At 62.3% G+C, this 16,021-nt stretch carries 16 protein-coding genes and 1 tRNA gene; all 17 read left to right on the forward strand.

Features of this window, described 5'->3' with window-relative positions; translation table 11 throughout:
• The first annotated feature begins 14 nt into the window (after positions 1–14).
• Complete coding sequence (secG, locus tag ASF77_RS01730; RefSeq protein ID WP_056333526.1) at positions 15–500, forward strand: preprotein translocase subunit SecG; 486 nt, start codon at positions 15–17, stop codon at positions 498–500.
• A 268-nt stretch (positions 501–768) separates the two neighbouring features.
• Positions 769–853: transfer RNA gene (locus tag ASF77_RS01735), tRNA-Leu, on the forward strand.
• A gap of 169 nt (positions 854–1,022) precedes the next feature.
• Positions 1,023–1,382 carry an NADH-quinone oxidoreductase subunit A gene (locus tag ASF77_RS01740; RefSeq protein ID WP_056336180.1) on the forward strand — a complete coding sequence of 120 codons (360 nt, stop codon included), beginning with the start codon at positions 1,023–1,025 and terminating at the stop codon, positions 1,380–1,382.
• 3 nt (positions 1,383–1,385) lie between these two features.
• A complete protein-coding gene (locus ASF77_RS01745; protein WP_056333529.1) occupies positions 1,386–1,865 on the forward strand; it encodes an NADH-quinone oxidoreductase subunit B family protein in 480 nt (159 codons plus the stop codon).
• Between the two features lie 16 nt (positions 1,866–1,881).
• Positions 1,882–2,475 (forward strand): NADH-quinone oxidoreductase subunit C, encoded by a 594-nt coding sequence (locus tag ASF77_RS01750; RefSeq protein ID WP_056333539.1) that lies wholly within the window; start codon positions 1,882–1,884, stop codon positions 2,473–2,475.
• Complete coding sequence (locus ASF77_RS01755) at positions 2,475–3,728, forward strand: NADH-quinone oxidoreductase subunit D (RefSeq protein ID WP_056333543.1); 1,254 nt, start codon at positions 2,475–2,477, stop codon at positions 3,726–3,728. Before ASF77_RS01750 ends, ASF77_RS01755 begins: the two co-directional genes overlap by 1 nt.
• 20 nt (positions 3,729–3,748) lie before the next feature.
• On the forward strand, positions 3,749–4,237 hold the full coding sequence (gene nuoE / locus ASF77_RS01760) for an NADH-quinone oxidoreductase subunit NuoE (RefSeq protein WP_056333546.1): 489 nt from the start codon (positions 3,749–3,751) through the stop codon (positions 4,235–4,237).
• On the forward strand, positions 4,234–5,529 hold the full coding sequence (gene nuoF, locus ASF77_RS01765) for an NADH-quinone oxidoreductase subunit NuoF (protein WP_056333549.1): 1,296 nt from the start codon (positions 4,234–4,236) through the stop codon (positions 5,527–5,529). The genes nuoE and nuoF overlap by 4 nt, the downstream gene beginning before the upstream one ends.
• 21 nt (positions 5,530–5,550) lie before the next feature.
• A complete protein-coding gene (nuoG, locus tag ASF77_RS01770; protein ID WP_056333552.1) occupies positions 5,551–7,887 on the forward strand; it encodes an NADH-quinone oxidoreductase subunit NuoG in 2,337 nt (778 codons plus the stop codon).
• Positions 7,887–8,972 carry an NADH-quinone oxidoreductase subunit NuoH gene (gene nuoH, locus ASF77_RS01775; RefSeq protein ID WP_082493500.1) on the forward strand — a complete coding sequence of 362 codons (1,086 nt, stop codon included), beginning with the start codon at positions 7,887–7,889 and terminating at the stop codon, positions 8,970–8,972. Before nuoG ends, nuoH begins: the two co-directional genes overlap by 1 nt.
• A gap of 14 nt (positions 8,973–8,986) precedes the next feature.
• Positions 8,987–9,475 (forward strand): NADH-quinone oxidoreductase subunit NuoI, encoded by a 489-nt coding sequence (gene nuoI, locus ASF77_RS01780; protein WP_056333554.1) that lies wholly within the window; start codon positions 8,987–8,989, stop codon positions 9,473–9,475.
• A gap of 23 nt (positions 9,476–9,498) precedes the next feature.
• On the forward strand, positions 9,499–10,170 hold the full coding sequence (locus ASF77_RS01785; RefSeq protein ID WP_056333559.1) for an NADH-quinone oxidoreductase subunit J: 672 nt from the start codon (positions 9,499–9,501) through the stop codon (positions 10,168–10,170).
• Positions 10,167–10,475, forward strand: coding sequence for an NADH-quinone oxidoreductase subunit NuoK (gene nuoK / locus ASF77_RS01790; protein ID WP_056333562.1), 309 nt, complete (start codon positions 10,167–10,169; stop codon positions 10,473–10,475). The genes ASF77_RS01785 and nuoK overlap by 4 nt, the downstream gene beginning before the upstream one ends.
• Positions 10,476–10,516: 41 nt before the next feature.
• The gene (gene nuoL / locus ASF77_RS01795; protein WP_056333565.1) at positions 10,517–12,631 is read left to right on the forward strand and encodes an NADH-quinone oxidoreductase subunit L; all 2,115 of its coding nucleotides are present in this window, start codon (positions 10,517–10,519) and stop codon (positions 12,629–12,631) included.
• 22 nt (positions 12,632–12,653) lie between these two features.
• Positions 12,654–14,156: an NADH-quinone oxidoreductase subunit M gene (locus tag ASF77_RS01800; RefSeq protein ID WP_056333568.1), complete on the forward strand. Its 1,503-nt coding sequence runs from the start codon at positions 12,654–12,656 to the stop codon at positions 14,154–14,156.
• 15 nt (positions 14,157–14,171) lie between these two features.
• Positions 14,172–15,674: an NADH-quinone oxidoreductase subunit NuoN gene (gene nuoN / locus ASF77_RS01805; protein WP_056333572.1), complete on the forward strand. Its 1,503-nt coding sequence runs from the start codon at positions 14,172–14,174 to the stop codon at positions 15,672–15,674.
• 10 nt (positions 15,675–15,684) lie between these two features.
• Positions 15,685–16,005: a DUF2818 family protein gene (locus ASF77_RS01810; RefSeq protein ID WP_056333575.1), complete on the forward strand. Its 321-nt coding sequence runs from the start codon at positions 15,685–15,687 to the stop codon at positions 16,003–16,005.
• The last annotated feature ends 16 nt before the right edge of the window (positions 16,006–16,021 follow it).

Here is a 16,021-nt window from a genome sequence, read left to right on the forward strand (position 1 = left end):
GGAATGGAATTGGTATGAGCGTGATGTTCAATCTTGTTATTGTCGTGCAGGTTATCTCCGCACTGGCAATCATTGCCCTGGTGCTGCTGCAGCACGGTAAGGGTGCCGATATGGGCGCCGCCTTCGGTTCCGGTGCCTCGGGCAGTCTGTTCGGCGCCAGCGGTTCGTCGAACTTCCTGTCGAAGTCGACCGCGGTGGCTGCCGCCATCTTCTTCGCTTCGACCCTGTCGCTGGCCTACATGAGCAACAACCGCACCCCGGGCGCGGCCGCCCCGAGCGGCGGCGTGATGGAGCGCATGGCTGCGCCGGGCAATGGTGTTCCGGCGAATGCCGGCGCCAACGTGCCGGCCACGACCACCCCGGCCGACGCGCCTGCGCCGACCGCCGGCGTGCCGGCCGCGCCGACGGCCGACGTGCCGCCTGCAGGCCCAGCCGAAACCGTTCCAGCGACCGTGGCCCCGGCGCCAGCCGCGCAATCGGAACCAGGCCCGGCCAAGTAAGGTTTGTGTAGGGTGGGCGGCTTCATCGTCCACGCGTGCAGCCGGCCAGTTGATAGCGGTTGCAAAGCGGGGTCGCAAGCCCCTGGTCGTTCCTCGTAACACCCCGGCATGTGCCCGACCAAGGCAGTTGTCCGGCTCTCATGCCTCTTTCGCCATGTTTTCAAAGGCATAACGAAGGAAAGTTTGAGAAAAACCCTGTTTTTCCTTGAGATGCCTCAATTTGTGCATTGAAAAAAGGTGCTAAAGCAGGGTAGAATACTGGTCTCCAGCCGACGTGGTGAAATTGGTAGACACGCTATCTTGAGGGGGTAGTGGCGCAAGCTGTGCGAGTTCGAGTCTCGCCGTCGGCACCAAGATACAGAAAAAGCCAGCAAGGGCAAACGAGCAATTGCTCTCATGCCTAAGCTGGCTTTTTCACGAGGATCAGTCGTACGATCCTGGTGGCACGTGGCCAGGATTGCGCGATACGGCGCTGCAGGCATGCAGTGGTTTCATCAACCGATCGTTCAAATAGGCTCCATCGTGAACCTCGAAAATTACTTCCCCGTTCTTCTCTTCATCCTGATCGGCGTCGGTGTCGGCGTCGCACCTCAGGTGCTCGGGTACCTGCTCGGGCCGCAGCGTCCCGACGCGGCAAAGCTCTCTCCCTACGAATGCGGCTTCGAAGCTTTCGAAGACGCGCGCATGAAATTCGACGTCCGCTACTATCTGGTCGCGATTCTGTTTATTTTGTTTGATCTGGAAACGGCATTCTTCTTCCCATGGGGTGTCTCCATGCGCGAACTGGGCTGGACCGGCTTCATCACGATGATGGTGTTTATCGCCGAGTTCGTCGTCGGTTTCTGGTACATCTGGAAGAAAGGTGCCCTTGATTGGGAATAAGCCATGGCTATTCATGAAGGCGTTCTAAACGAAGGTTTTATTACCACCACAGCCGATAAGCTGATCAACTGGGCGCGTACCGGGTCGATGTTCCCGATGACGTTTGGCCTGGCCTGTTGCGCGGTCGAGATGATGCATGTGGGCGCAGCCCGCTATGACCTCGACCGCTTCGGCATTGTGTTCCGTCCATCCCCGCGCCAGTCCGACGTGATGATCGTCGCCGGCACGCTGTGCAACAAGATGGCGCCGGCGCTGCGCAAGGTCTACGACCAGATGGCAGAGCCGCGCTGGGTGATCTCGATGGGTTCCTGCGCCAACGGCGGCGGCTACTACCACTACTCGTACTCGGTGGTGCGCGGCTGCGACCGCATCGTGCCGGTCGACGTCTACGTGCCGGGCTGCCCGCCGACGGCGGAAGCGCTGCTGTACGGCATCATGCAGTTGCAGAACAAGATCAAGCGCACCAACACCATCGCGCGTTAATACTGCCGGAAACACCATGACGACAAAAATCGAAGTCCTCCAACTCGCCCTGGAAAAAGCCCTGGGCGAGGGCGCTGCCATTTCGGCGGCGCTCGGCGAAGTGACCGTGGTGGTCAAGGCCGCCGACTACCTCAAGGCGATGCAGACCCTGCGCGACGATCCGAGCCTCGCATTCGAGGAAATGATCGACTTGTGCGGCGTCGACTACTCCCAATATGGGGAAGGCACCTGGGACGGCCCGCGCTACGCGGTCACCACCCACCTGCTGTCGCTGGCGAACAACTGGCGCGTGCGCGTGCGCGTGTTCGCGCCCGACGACGAAATGCCGATCGTGGAGTCGATCACCGGCATCTGGCGCGCCGCCAACTGGTACGAGCGCGAAGCCTTCGACCTGTACGGCATCCTGTTCGACGGACACGGCGACCTGCGCCGCATCCTGACCGACTATGGCTTCATCGGCCACCCGTTCCGCAAGGACTTCCCGATTTCGGGCTATGTCGAAATGCGCTACGACCCCGAGCAGAAGCGCGTGATCTACCAACCCGTGACGATCGAGCCGCGTGAAAACATTCCGCGCGTGATCCGCGAAGAAACCTACGGGATGAAATAATGGCTGAGCTTAAGAATTACACCCTGAACTTTGGTCCGCAGCACCCGGCAGCGCACGGCGTGCTGCGTCTCGTGCTCGAACTCGACGGCGAAGTGATCCAGCGCGCCGACCCGCACATCGGCCTGCTGCACCGCGGCACCGAGAAGCTGGCCGAAACGCGCACCTATCTGCAGTCGGTGCCGTACATGGACCGCCTCGACTACGTGTCGATGATGTGCAACGAGCACGGCTACGTGCTGGCCGTGGAAAAGCTGCTCGGCATCGAAGCGCCGGTGCGCGCGCAGTACATCCGCGTCATGTTCGACGAGATCACCCGTTTGCTGAACCACCTGATGTGGCTGGGCGCGCACGCGCTCGACATCGGCGCCATGGGCCCCTTCCTGTACGCCTTCCGCGACCGCGAAGACCTGTTCGACGTGTATGAAGCCGTCTCGGGCGCGCGCATGCACGCGGCCTACTACCGTCCGGGCGGCGTCTACCGCGACCTGCCGGACCGCATGCCGCAGCACAAGGAATCGATCATCCGCAGCAAGAAGGCGATCGACCAGCTGAACGAAGACCGCCAGGGCTCGGTGCTCGACTTCATCGAAGCGTTCACGAAACGTTTTGATGGCTATGTCGACGAATACGAGACCCTGCTGACCGATAACCGTATCTGGAAGCAGCGTACGGTCGGCATCGGCGTGGTCAGCCCCGAGGATGCGAAGGCGATGGGCTTCACCGGCGCCATGCTGCGCGGTTCGGGCGTGGCGTGGGATCTGCGCAAGACCCAGCCCTACGCCGTGTACGACAAGCTCGACTTCGACATCCCGGTCGGCACCAATGGCGACTCCTACGACCGCTACCTGGTGCGCATGGAAGAGATGCGCCAGTCGAACCGCATCATCAAGCAGTGCATTACCTGGCTGCGTGCGAACCAGGGCCCGGTGATGATCGACAACCACAAGATCGTCCCGCCTGCGCGCGAAGAGATGAAGTCGAACATGGAATCGCTGATTCACCACTTCAAGCTGTTCACCGAAGGCTTCCACGTCCCGCCGGGCGAGGCCTATGCCGCGGTCGAGCATCCGAAGGGCGAGTTCGGCATCTATATCGTCTCCGACGGCGCCAACAAGCCATACCGCCTGAAGATCCGTACCCCGGACTATGCGCACCTGCAGAGCCTGGACGAGATGGCGCGCGGCCACATGATCGCCGACGCCGTCACGATCATCGGCACCCAGGACATCGTGTTCGGCTCTATTGACCGATAAGCTCAAAGGCAGAAAAGATTATGTTGTTATCCGAGCAGTGCTATAAAAAAATCGACCGCGAGTTGGCCAAGTACCCGGCCGACCAGCGCCAGTCGGCCGTGATGGCCGCGCTGGCCCACGCCCAGGTCGAACTGGGCTGGCTGTCGCCCGATACCATGCAGGAAGTCGCCGACTACATCGGCATGCCGGCCATCGCCGTGCAGGAAGTCGCGACCTTCTACAACATGTACAACACCCGCCCGGTCGGCAAGCACAAGATCACCGTGTGCACCAACCTGCCGTGCGCGCTGTCGGGCGGCGAGCGCGCGGCGCACCACCTGAAGCAGAAACTCGGCGTCGAGTTCCGCGGCACCACTGAAGACGGCCAGTTCACCGTGCTCGAAGGCGAGTGCATGGGCGCCTGCGGCGATGCGCCGGTCATGCTGGTGAATAACCACCGCATGTGCTCGTTCATGAGCCTCGAGAAAATCGACGCCCTGGTGGAAGAATTGAAGGAAGCGAAGCAATGACCAGCCTGCACGACCGTCACATCAATCCGCTGATCCTGAAGGATCTGAACGGCGAAAACTGGCACCTGGAAGATTACGTGAAGCGCGGCGGCTACTCGGCCCTGCGCCGTATCCTCGAGGGTGGCGTCACCCAGGAACAGGTCATCGCCGACCTGAAGGCCTCGGGCCTGCGCGGCCGCGGCGGCGCCGGTTTCCCGACCGGTCTGAAGTGGAGCTTCATGCCGCGCCAGTTCCCTGGCCAGAAATACCTCGTCTGCAACACCGACGAAGGCGAGCCAGGCACGTTCAAGGACCGCGACATCATTCGCTACAACCCGCACGCGCTGATCGAAGGCATGGCCATCGGCGCCTACGCGATGGGCATTACCGTGGGCTACAACTACATCCACGGCGAGATCTTCCAGGAATACCTGCGCTTCGAGGAAGCGCTGGAAGAGGCGCGCGCTGCCGGCTTCCTGGGCGATAACATCATGGGTTCGACGTTCAGCTTCCAGCTGCACGCCGCGCACGGCTACGGCGCCTACATCTGCGGCGAAGAAACCGCGCTGCTGGAGTCCTTGGAGGGTAAAAAGGGACAGCCGCGCTTCAAGCCGCCGTTCCCGGCCTCGTTCGGCCTGTACGGCAAGCCGACCACGATCAACAACACCGAAACCTTTGCCGCCGTGCCGTTCATCATGAACGTCGGCCCCGAGAACTACATGGGCATGGGCAAGCCGAACAACGGCGGCACCAAGATCTTCTCGATCTCGGGCGACGTCGAGCGTCCTGGCAACTACGAGATCCCGCTGGGCACCCCGTTCGCCAAGCTGCTCGAGCTGGCCGGCGGTATGCGCGGCGGCAAAAAGATCAAGGCCGTGATTCCAGGCGGTTCGTCGGCACCGGTCATCCGTGGCGAAGTCATGATGGAAACCGACATGGACTACGATTCGATCGCCAAAGCCGGCTCGATGCTGGGTTCGGGCGCCGTCATCGTCATGGACGAGACGCGCTGCATGGTGAAGTCGCTGCTGCGTCTGTCCTATTTCTATTACGAAGAGTCCTGCGGCCAGTGCACGCCGTGCCGCGAAGGCACCGGCTGGCTGTACCGCATGGTGCACCGTATCGAAAACGGACAAGGCCGTCCGGAAGACATCGAGCTGCTGAACAATGTCGCGTTCAACATCAAGGGCCGTACGATCTGCGCACTCGGCGAAGCCGCCGCGATGCCGGTCGAAGCCATGATCAAGAACTTCCGTGAGGAATTCATTCATCACATCGAGCACAAGCAATGCGTTGTGCCCGCATACCTTTAAGCCAGGTCAGGTAACGATCAAATGGTTGAAATTGAATTAGACGGCAAAAAAGTCGAAGTCGCACCAGGTTCCATGGTGATGGACGCCGCAAACAAACTCGGAACCTATATTCCGCACTTCTGCTATCACAAGAAATTGTCGATCGCGGCCAACTGCCGTATGTGCCTGGTGGAAGTGGAAAAAGCACCGAAGCCGATGCCTGCCTGCGCCACGCCAGTGTCGCCGGGCATGATCGTGCGTACCCACAGCGACAAGGCCGTGGCCGCGCAGAAGTCGGTCATGGAATTCCTGCTGATTAACCACCCGCTCGATTGCCCGATCTGCGACCAGGGCGGCGAATGCCAGCTGCAGGATCTGGCCGTCGGCTACGGCAAGAGCAACTCGCGCTACAACGAAGAAAAGCGCGTGGTGGCGCCGAAGGAAGCCGGCCCGCTGATCTCGATGGAAGAGATGGCGCGCTGCATCCAGTGCACCCGTTGCGTGCGCTTCGGCCAGGAAGTGGCCGGCGTCATGGAATTCGGCATGCTGGGCCGCGGCGAGCACTCGGAAATCACTACGTTTGTGGGCAAGACCGTCGACTCGGAAGTGTCGGGCAACATGATCGACCTGTGCCCGGTCGGCGCGCTCACCAGCAAGCCTTTCCGCTACAGCGCACGTCCATGGGAACTGTCGCGCCGCAAGTCGGTATCGCCCCACGATTCGCTCGGCACCAACCTGATCGTCCAGGTCAAGGGCGGCAAGGTGATGCGCGTGCTGCCGCTGGAAAATGAACACATCAACGAATGCTGGCTGTCCGATAAAGACCGCTTCTCCTACGAAGCGCTGGACAATGCCGACCGCCTGATCAATCCAATGATCAAGCAGGGCGGCGTGTGGCAGGAAACCGACTGGCAGACGGCGCTGGAATACGTGGCCCATGGCCTGCGTAACATCCGCCACGAGCACGGCGCGGAGAGCATCGCCGCCGTCGGCACCGCCCACTCAACCGTCGAAGAACTGTTCCTGCTAAACAAAGCCATGCGCGGCTTCGGCGTCAACGCCGTCGACTTCCGCCTGCGCCAGAGCGATTTCGCCCTGGACGGCAGCGTCACGCCATGGCTGGGCATGCCGATCGCCGAACTGTCGAACCTGAAGCGCGCCTTCGTCATCGGTTCCTTCCTGCGCAAGGATCACCCGCTGGTCGCGACCCGCCTGCGTACCGCAGTCAAGGCCGGCGCCAAGCTGTCGATCCTGCACGGCGCCGACGACGACAACCTGATCCCGACCGCCAATAAACTGATCGCCGCGCCGAGCGACTGGCTGGCCGTGCTGTCGGAAGTCGTGTCGGCCGTTGCCGCCGCCAAGGAAACCGCTGCTCCTGCCGGCTTCGAGAACGTGCAGGCCGGCGACGTGGCGAAAGCCATCGCTGCTTCCCTGGTTGCGATCGACGGCGACGTGCCGGGCGCGATCCTGCTGGGTAACTCGGTGTCGCACCATCCGCAAGCCTCGCAGATCCACGCTGCCGCGCAGTGGATCGCCAACGCCACCGGCGCCAAGTTCGGCTATTTCGTCGAAGCGGCGAACACGGTCGGCGGCCACCTGGTGGGCGCAACGACCAATACCGATTTGTTCAGCGTACCGAAGAAGGCTTATGTCTTGCTTAACGCCGAGCCGGAACTCGATGCCGCGAATCCGCAGCAGGCGCTCGCCGCCCTGGCCGGCGCCGAGATGGTCGTCGCCATGTCGCCGTTCAAGCACGGTTTCGAGTACGCCGACGTGCTGCTGCCGATCTCGCCGTTCACCGAGACCGCCGGTACCTACGTCAACTGCGAAGGCCGTGCACAGAGCTTCAACGGCACCGTCAAGCCGCTGGGCGAAACCCGTCCGGCCTGGAAAGTGCTGCGCGTGCTGGGCAACCTGCTAGGCCTGCAAGGCTTTGATTACGACACCGCCGAATCGATCCGCGACGAAGCGCTGGGCAAGGGCGTGACCGATCTGTCGGCCAGGCTGAACAACGTCGCCAAGCTGGCGCCGCAAGCAGCAAGCCGCTCGGAAGAGCAAGGCGCGCTGCAACGCATCGCGGACGTGCCGATCTATTTCGCCGACGCCATCGCACGCCGTTCGGAACCGCTGCTGCGTACGGCCGACGGCCAGCAGCCGCTTGCACGCCTGCCGAAAGCCCTGGCCGAGCGCCTCGGCGTGAAGGCCGGCGACGTCGTCAAGGTCACGCAAGGCAACGGCAGCGCGCTGCTCGTCGCCGACATCGACGCGCGCCTGCCGGCGAACGTCGTGCGCGTGGCCGCCGCCCACCCGGCGACCGCGACGCTGGGCGCGATGTTCGGTTCGATTAATGTTGAAAAAGCAGGGGAGGGCAAGTAATGGCAACGCCCGGTTTTATCGATAATTTTTACGAGTTCGGCGCGTCCAGCCCGATCGCTCCGGTCTGGCCGGTGATCTGGACCGTGATCAAGATCCTCTGCGTGCTGCTGCCGCTGATGGGCCTGGTCGCCTACGCCACCCTGTGGGAACGTAAGCTGATCGGCTGGATCCAGATCCGCGTGGGCCCGAACCGCGTGGGCCCGATGGGCCTGCTGCAGCCGATCGCCGACGCAGTGAAACTGCTGCTGAAAGAGATCGTGATCCCGGCGAAAGCCACCACCAAGCTCTTCGTGCTGGGCCCGATCATGACGATCATGCCGGCGCTGGCCGCCTGGTCGGTCGTGCCTTTCGGCCCGGACGCGGCGCTGGCCAACGTCAACGCCGGCCTGCTGCTCCTGCTGGCGATCACCTCGATCGAAGTCTACGGCATCATCATCGCCGGCTGGTCGTCGAACTCGAAGTACTCGTTCATGGGCGCCATGCGCGCCTCGGCCCAGATGATTTCCTACGAAATTCCGATGGGCTTCGTGATGGTCGTGGTGCTGATGGTCTCGGGCAGCCTGAACTTCTCGGACATCGTCGCCGGCCAGGCCGTCGGCATGGCAGCGTCGAACGGCCTGAACTTCCTGTCGTGGAACTGGCTGCCGCTGCTGCCGCTGTTCGTCATCTATTTCGTCTCGGGCCTGGCCGAATGTAACCGCCACCCCTTCGACGTGGTGGAAGGCGAGTCGGAGATCGTCGCCGGCCACATGGTCGAGTACTCGGGCATGTCCTACGCGATGTTCATGCTGGCCGAATACGCCAACATGATCCTGATCGCGACCCTGGCGTCGATCATGTTCCTGGGCGGCTGGCACGCACCGTTCTCGTTCCTCGAATTCGGCGGCGCATTCGGCGGTTTCTTCTGGCTGTTCGCGAAGATGTTCCTGCTGGTCTCGCTGATGATTTGGGTGCGCGGTACCTTCCCGCGTTACCGCTATGACCAGATCATGCGCCTGGGCTGGAAAGTGTTCATTCCGATCACGCTGATCTGGCTGGTGCTGGTGGCCGGCGTCATGCAGACGTCCTGGAATATCTGGAAGTAAGGAAGCACATTCAAATGAACCGAATTAAAGATATCCTCGGCAGCCTGATGCTGTCCGAACTGTTCAAGGGTCTGGCCCTGACGGGCCGGTACGCCTTGTCGCGCAAGATCACCGTGCAGTACCCGGAAGAGAAGACGCCGATGTCGAACCGCTTCCGCGGCCTGCACGCGCTGCGCCGCTACCCGAACGGGGAAGAGCGCTGCATCGCCTGCAAACTGTGCGAAGCGGTATGCCCGGCCATGGCCATCACGATCGAATCGGCGCAGCGCGAGGACGGCACCCGCCGCACCACGCGCTACGACATCGACCTGACCAAGTGCATCTTCTGCGGCTTCTGCGAAGAGTCCTGCCCGGTCGACTCGATCGTCGAGACCCACGTGCTGGAATACCACGGCGAAAAGCGCGGCGATCTCTATTACACCAAAGAGATGCTGCTGGCCGTGGGCGACCGTTACGAAGCCGACATCGCGGCTGCGCGTGCCGCTGACGCGAAGTACCGTTAACAAGAAAAAGGTCTCGTACAGTCATGCAATTTACAACTGGATTGTTCTACGTCTTCGCGGCCATCATGGTGCTGTCCGCGCTGCGCGTCATCACTGCGAAGAACCCGGTGCACGCCGCGCTGTTCCTCGTGCTCGCCTTCTTCAACGCCGCCGGCATCTGGCTGCTGCTGAAGGCCGAGTTCCTCGCCATCGTGCTGGTGCTGGTGTATGTCGGCGCCGTCATGGTGCTGTTCCTGTTCGTCGTCATGATGCTCGACATTAACGTCGACCGCATGCGCGAAGGCTTCCTCGGCTACGTGCCGATGGCGTCCATAATCGGCGCCGTCGTCGTGATCGAAATGGCGCTGGTGCTGTGGAACGGCTACAGCAACTTCGCCCAGACGCCGGAAGCGGCCGCGCTGAACATCGGCGGCACCAAGGAGCTGGGCCGCCTGATCTACACCAAGTTCATCTACGGCTTCGAAATCGCCGCCGTGATCCTGCTGGTGGCGATCATCGCCGCCGTGGCCCTGACCCTGCGCAAGCGCAAGGACAGCAAGGCCATCGACCCGGGCGCCGCCGTGCGCGTCCAGCGTAACGACCGCCTGCGCATCGTCAAGATGGACGCGGTCAACCAGCGCGCCATCGACGAGGCCAACGTGGCCGCCGCGGCCGCTGCAAGCGCAGCCGCGCAGAACAAGGAGCAGAACTCGTGACTTTATCGCTCGCACACTACCTGGTCCTGGGCGCGATCCTGTTCGCGATCTCGATCGTCGGCATCTTCCTGAACCGGAAGAACATCATCATCCTGCTGATGGCCATCGAACTGATGTTGCTCGCCGTGAACCTGAACTTCATCGCCTTCTCGCACTACCTCGGTGATGCGGCAGGGCAGATCTTCGTGTTCTTCATCCTGACCGTGGCCGCCGCCGAATCGGCGATCGGCCTGGCCATCCTGGTGGTCCTGTTCCGTAACCTGGACACGATCAACGTGGAAGACCTCGACAGCCTCAAGGGCTGATCCGGTTCGGCTCGATAAACAATAACGAAATAAGGTTCAACATGGCGGAGCAGCTTTCTTCCTCACTCCTACTCGCGGTGCCCCTGGCGCCGCTGGCGGGCTCGGCAATTGCCGGCCTGCTCGGTACCAAGTTTTTGGGTAACGTGGTCGGCCGCAAGGTCTCCCACACGGCCACCATCCTCGGCGTCCTGATCGCCCTGATCATCTCGGTGCAGACCCTGATGGCGGTGCTCGATGGCGCATCCTTCAACCAGGACATCTACACCTGGATGCAGGTCGGTACCGTGAAACTGGCGGTCGGCTTCCAGATCGACACGCTGTCGGCAATGATGATGTGCGTGGTGACCTCGGTCTCGCTGATGGTGCACATCTACACGATCGGCTACATGGCCGAGGACGAAGGCTACAACCGCTTCTTCTCGTACATCTCGCTGTTCACCTTCTCGATGCTGATGCTGGTCATGTCGAACAACTTCCTGCAGCTGTTCTTCGGCTGGGAAGCGGTGGGCCTGGTGTCGTATCTGCTGATCGGCTTCTGGTACACCCGTCCGACCGCGATCTTCGCCAACATGAAGGCCTTCCTGGTCAACCGCGTCGGTGACTTCGGCTTCATCCTCGGCATCGGCCTGCTGCTGGCCGCGACCGGCACCATGCACTACGGCGAGACCTTCGCCCAGGCCGACAAGCTGGCCGGCATGACCGTGCCCGGCCTGTCCTGGCCGCTGCTGACCGCCGCCTGCATCTGCCTGTTCATCGGTGCGATGGGCAAGTCGGCGCAGTTCCCGCTGCACGTCTGGCTGCCCGACTCGATGGAAGGCCCGACCCCGATCTCGGCACTGATCCACGCCGCGACGATGGTTACCGCCGGCATCTTCATGGTGTCGCGCATGTCGCCGCTGTTCGAACTGTCGGACGGCGCGCTGTCCTTCATTATCGTCATCGGTTCGATCACCGCGCTGTTCATGGGCTTCCTGGGCATCATCCAGAACGACATCAAGCGCGTCGTCGCTTACTCGACCCTGTCGCAGCTGGGCTACATGACCGTCGCCCTGGGTGCATCGGCCTACTCGGTGGCCGTGTTCCACCTGATGACCCACGCGTTCTTCAAGGCGCTGCTGTTCCTGGGCGCCGGTTCGGTCATCATCGGCATGCACCACGACCAGGACATGCGCAACATGGGCGGCCTGCGCAAGTACATGCCGATCACCTGGATTACCTCGCTGCTGGGCTCGCTGGCCCTGATCGGTACCCCGTTCTTCTCGGGCTTCTACTCGAAGGATTCGATCATCGAAGCGGTGCACGCGTCGAACATCCCGGGCGCCGGCTTTGCCAACTTCGCCGTCCTGGCAGGCGTCTTCGTGACGGCCTTCTACTCGTTCCGCATGTACTTCCTGGTGTTCCACGGGGAAGAGCGCTTCGGTAAAGCCCACGCGCATGACAGCCACGCCCACGACGACCACAAGCAGGCCGTCGCCCATGGTCACGAGCATGACGATCCGCTGGCGACGCACGAGTCCGACGCCCACCACGAGGAAGATTCGCACGGCGACCATCACCACGGCCTGGCCCCTGGCCAGAAGCCGCACGAGTCGCCATGGGTGGTGACCCTGCCGCTGATCCTGCTGGCGATCCCGTCGGTCATCATCGGCTACCTGGCGATCGGCCCGATGCTGCACGGCGACTTCTTCAAGGACGTGATCTTCGTTGGCGAGAACCACACCGCGATGCGCACCTTGAGCGAAGAGTTCCACGGCGCCGCCGCGATGGCGATCCATGGCCTGCAGACCGCACCGTTCTGGCTGGCGCTGGCAGGCGTGGCATTTGCCTACTACTGCTACATGGTCAACCCGCGCGTTCCTGCCTGGTTCTATGCCAAGTTCAAGTTCCTGCACACCCTGCTGGACAACAAGTACTACATGGACAAGTTCAACCAGGCCGTGTTCGCCGGCGGCGCCCGCGCTGTCGGTACCGGCCTGTGGAAGGGCGGCGACCGCGCGCTGATCGACGGCCTGCTGGTCAACGGCAGCGCCAAGATGATCGGCTGGTTCTCGACGATCACCCGTACCTTCCAGACCGGCTACATCTATCACTACGCGTTCGTGATGATCGTCGGAATCATGGCGACCCTGCTGTACTTCTTCCCGTTCTGGCGCTAATCACAGGCATAGAAAAAGACAAATGATGCAATCAACGATCTCAACAACTTCGTCTTACCTCAGCCTGGCGATCTGGCTGCCGATCCTGTTCGGCGTGCTCGTGCTGGCCGTCGGCCGCGACAAGAACGCCGGTTTCGTGCGTTTGCTGTCGCTGGCCGGCGCGGTCGTCAGCTTCCTCGTGACGATCCCGCTGATCACCGGCTTCGACAACGCCGCCCACGGCATGCAGTTCTATGAAGTGGCGCCGTGGATCGAGCGCTTCAACATCTTCTACCGCCTCGGCGTGGACGGCCTGTCGCTCTGGTTCATCCCGCTGACCGCCTTCATCACCATCATCGTGGTGGTGGCGGCCTGGGAAGTGATCGAGGAGCGCGTGGCCCAGTACATGGGTTCCTTCCTGCTGCTGTCGGGCCTGATGATCGGCGTGTTCGCGGCGCTGGACGGCGTGCTGTTCTACTTCTTCTTCGAAGCGACCCTGATCCCGATGTTCATCATCATCGGCGTCTTCGGCGGCCCTAACCGCGTGTACGCGGCATTCAAGTTCTTCCTGTACACGTTCTTTGGCTCGCTGCTGACCCTGATCGCGATCATCTACCTGTACAACGTCTCGGGCACCTTCGACATCCAGAAGTGGCATACCCAGGCGCTGGGCATGAAGGAACAGATCCTGATCTTCCTCGCCTTCTTCATGGCCTTCGCCGTGAAGGTGCCGATGTGGCCGGTGCACACCTGGCTGCCGGACGCCCACGTCGAAGCGCCGACTGGCGGTTCCGTCGTGCTGGCCGCGATCATGCTGAAGCTGGGCGCATATGGTTTCCTCCGATTTTCGCTGCCGATCACCCCGGACGCCTCGCACTACCTGGCGCCGATGGTCATCGTCCTGTCGCTGATCGCCGTCATCTACATCGGCCTCGTGGCCCTGGTGCAGAAGGACATGAAGAAACTGGTCGCCTACTCGTCGATCGCCCACATGGGTTTCGTCACCCTCGGCTTCTTCATCTTCAACGACATGGGCGTGCAGGGCGGCATCATGCAGTCGATCTCGCACGGCTTCGTGTCGGGCGCGATGTTCCTCTGCATCGGCGTGCTGTACGACCGCGTGCACTCGCGTGAAATCGCCGACTACGGCGGGGTCGTCAACACGATGCCGAAGTTCGCGGCCTTCGCCGTGCTGTTCTCGATGGCCAATGCCGGCCTGCCTGCCACCTCGGGCTTCATCGGCGAATTCATGGTCATCCTGGGCGCCGTGCAGTTCAACTTCTGGACGGGCCTGCTGGCCGCGACCGCGCTGATCCTGGGCGCCGCCTATTCGCTGTGGATGGTCAAGCGCGTCGTCTTCGGCCCGGTCGGCAACAAGCACGTCGCCGAACTGAGCGATTTGAACAAGCGCGAGTTCGCGATCCTGGCCGTGCTGGCAATCGCCACGCTGTACATGGGCCTGTATCCAGCGCCGATCGCCGAGACGCTGCAGACCTCGGTGACCGACCTGCTGCAACACGTCTCGGTCAGCAAGCTGCCTCAATAATTTGAAATAGACGCCATGAACAACACTTTGCTAGCGGCAGTCGACACCAACCTGGTGCCCGTCTACGCCGAAATCTTTCTCCTGATCGCGGCTTCCGCGATCCTGCTGATCGACATGTACCTCAAAGGGTCGCGCCGCGACGTGACCTATTACCTGTCGCTGCTGACCCTGGTCGGCTGCGCGGTGCTGACCGGCGCCGACTTCGCCGATCAGGCGACCGTCTACACGTTCAACGGCATGTACGTGTCCGACCCGATGTCGAACCTGCTCAAGCTGTTCACCTACGTGGCCGTCGGCCTGACCCTGGTGTATTCGCGCAAGTACGTCACCGAGCGCGGCATGCTGTCGGGTAACCTGGGCGGCGAGTTCTACGTGCTCGCGCTGTTCACGATGCTCGGCCAGATGATCATGATCTCGGGTAACAGCACGCTGTCGATCTACCTGGGCCTGGAACTGATGTCGCTCTCGCTGTACGCCCTGGTGGCGCTGCGCCGCGACCACGCGACCTCGACCGAAGCGGCGATGAAGTACTTCATCCTCGGTTCGCTCGCCTCGGGCTTCATGCTCTACGGTATCTCGATGATCTACGGCGCCACCGGTTCGCTGAACCTGCCGGATATCGCCCGCGTCGCCGCCACCGGCGCCAACCAGACCATCCTCGTGTTCGGCCTGGTGTTCCTGGTGGCCGGCATGGCCTTCAAGCTGGGCGCGGTACCGTTCCACATGTGGGCGCCGGACGTCTACCAGGGTTCGCCGACCGCGGTCACGCTGCTGCTGGGCGGCGCGCCGAAGCTGGCCGCCTTCGCCATGGTGATGCGCCTGCTGGTCGAAGCGCTGCCGGGCATGGCCTACAACTGGCAGCAGATGCTGCTGGTGCTGGCCGTGCTGTCGCTGGCGATCGGTAACCTGACCGCGATCGCGCAAACGAACCTCAAGCGCATGCTGGCCTATTCGACCATCGCGCAGATGGGCTTCGTGCTGCTGGGCATGATGGCCGGCGTCGTCGGCGACGACACGAGCAACATGCCGGCTGCGTACAGCGCCGCGATGTACTCGTCGATCACCTACGTGCTGACCACGCTGGGCAGCTTCGGCATCATCATGATGCTGGCGCGTTCGGGCTTCGAAGCCGAGCAGATCGCCGACTTCAAGGGCCTGGGCCGCCGCAGCCCGTGGTTCGCGGTCGTCATGACGGTGCTGATGTTCTCGCTGGCCGGCGTGCCGCCGATGATGGGCTTCATGGCCAAGTGGGCAGTGCTGCAGGCCGTCGCGAATACCGGCGCCGTCTGGCTGGCCGTGGTCGCCGTGATGTTCTCGCTGATCGGCGCCTTTTACTACCTGCGCGTCGTCAAGACGATGTGGTTCGACGAAGCCGTCGACACCAGCCCGATCGTGACCCCGACCGACATGCGCGTGGCGCTGTCGCTGAACGGCGTGGCGGTGGTGGTGCTGGGCCTGATCCCGGGCGCGTTGCTGGGCGCCTGCCTGCAGGCCATCCAGCTGACCCTGAAGTCGTAAGCGGTCATCGATGGACGTCTCGTTCGCAAGCTGGATCGTGGTACTGGTCGCCCTCGCGGCTGCCAACCTTCCGTTTGCGAACGAGCGCGTGTTCGGCCTTCTGTCCCTGAAGGCCACACAAAACGGGCAGGTGCGCAGCAAGTCCTTCCTTGCGCGCCTGCTCGAGCTCCTTGTTCTATACTTCCTCGTCGGCGCCGTCGCCTATCTGCTGGAATCCCGCATCGGCAATGTATTTGCCCAGGGCTGGGAATTCTACGCGGTGACCGGCTGCCTGTTCCTCGTGCTGGCGTTTCCAGGATTTGTCATTCGTTACCTGCGTAAGCGCCGCTGATTTTCAATCAACGCAT

The organism is Massilia sp. Leaf139 (genome assembly GCF_001424165.1).
GTDB lineage: Bacteria > Pseudomonadota > Gammaproteobacteria > Burkholderiales > Burkholderiaceae_D > Telluria.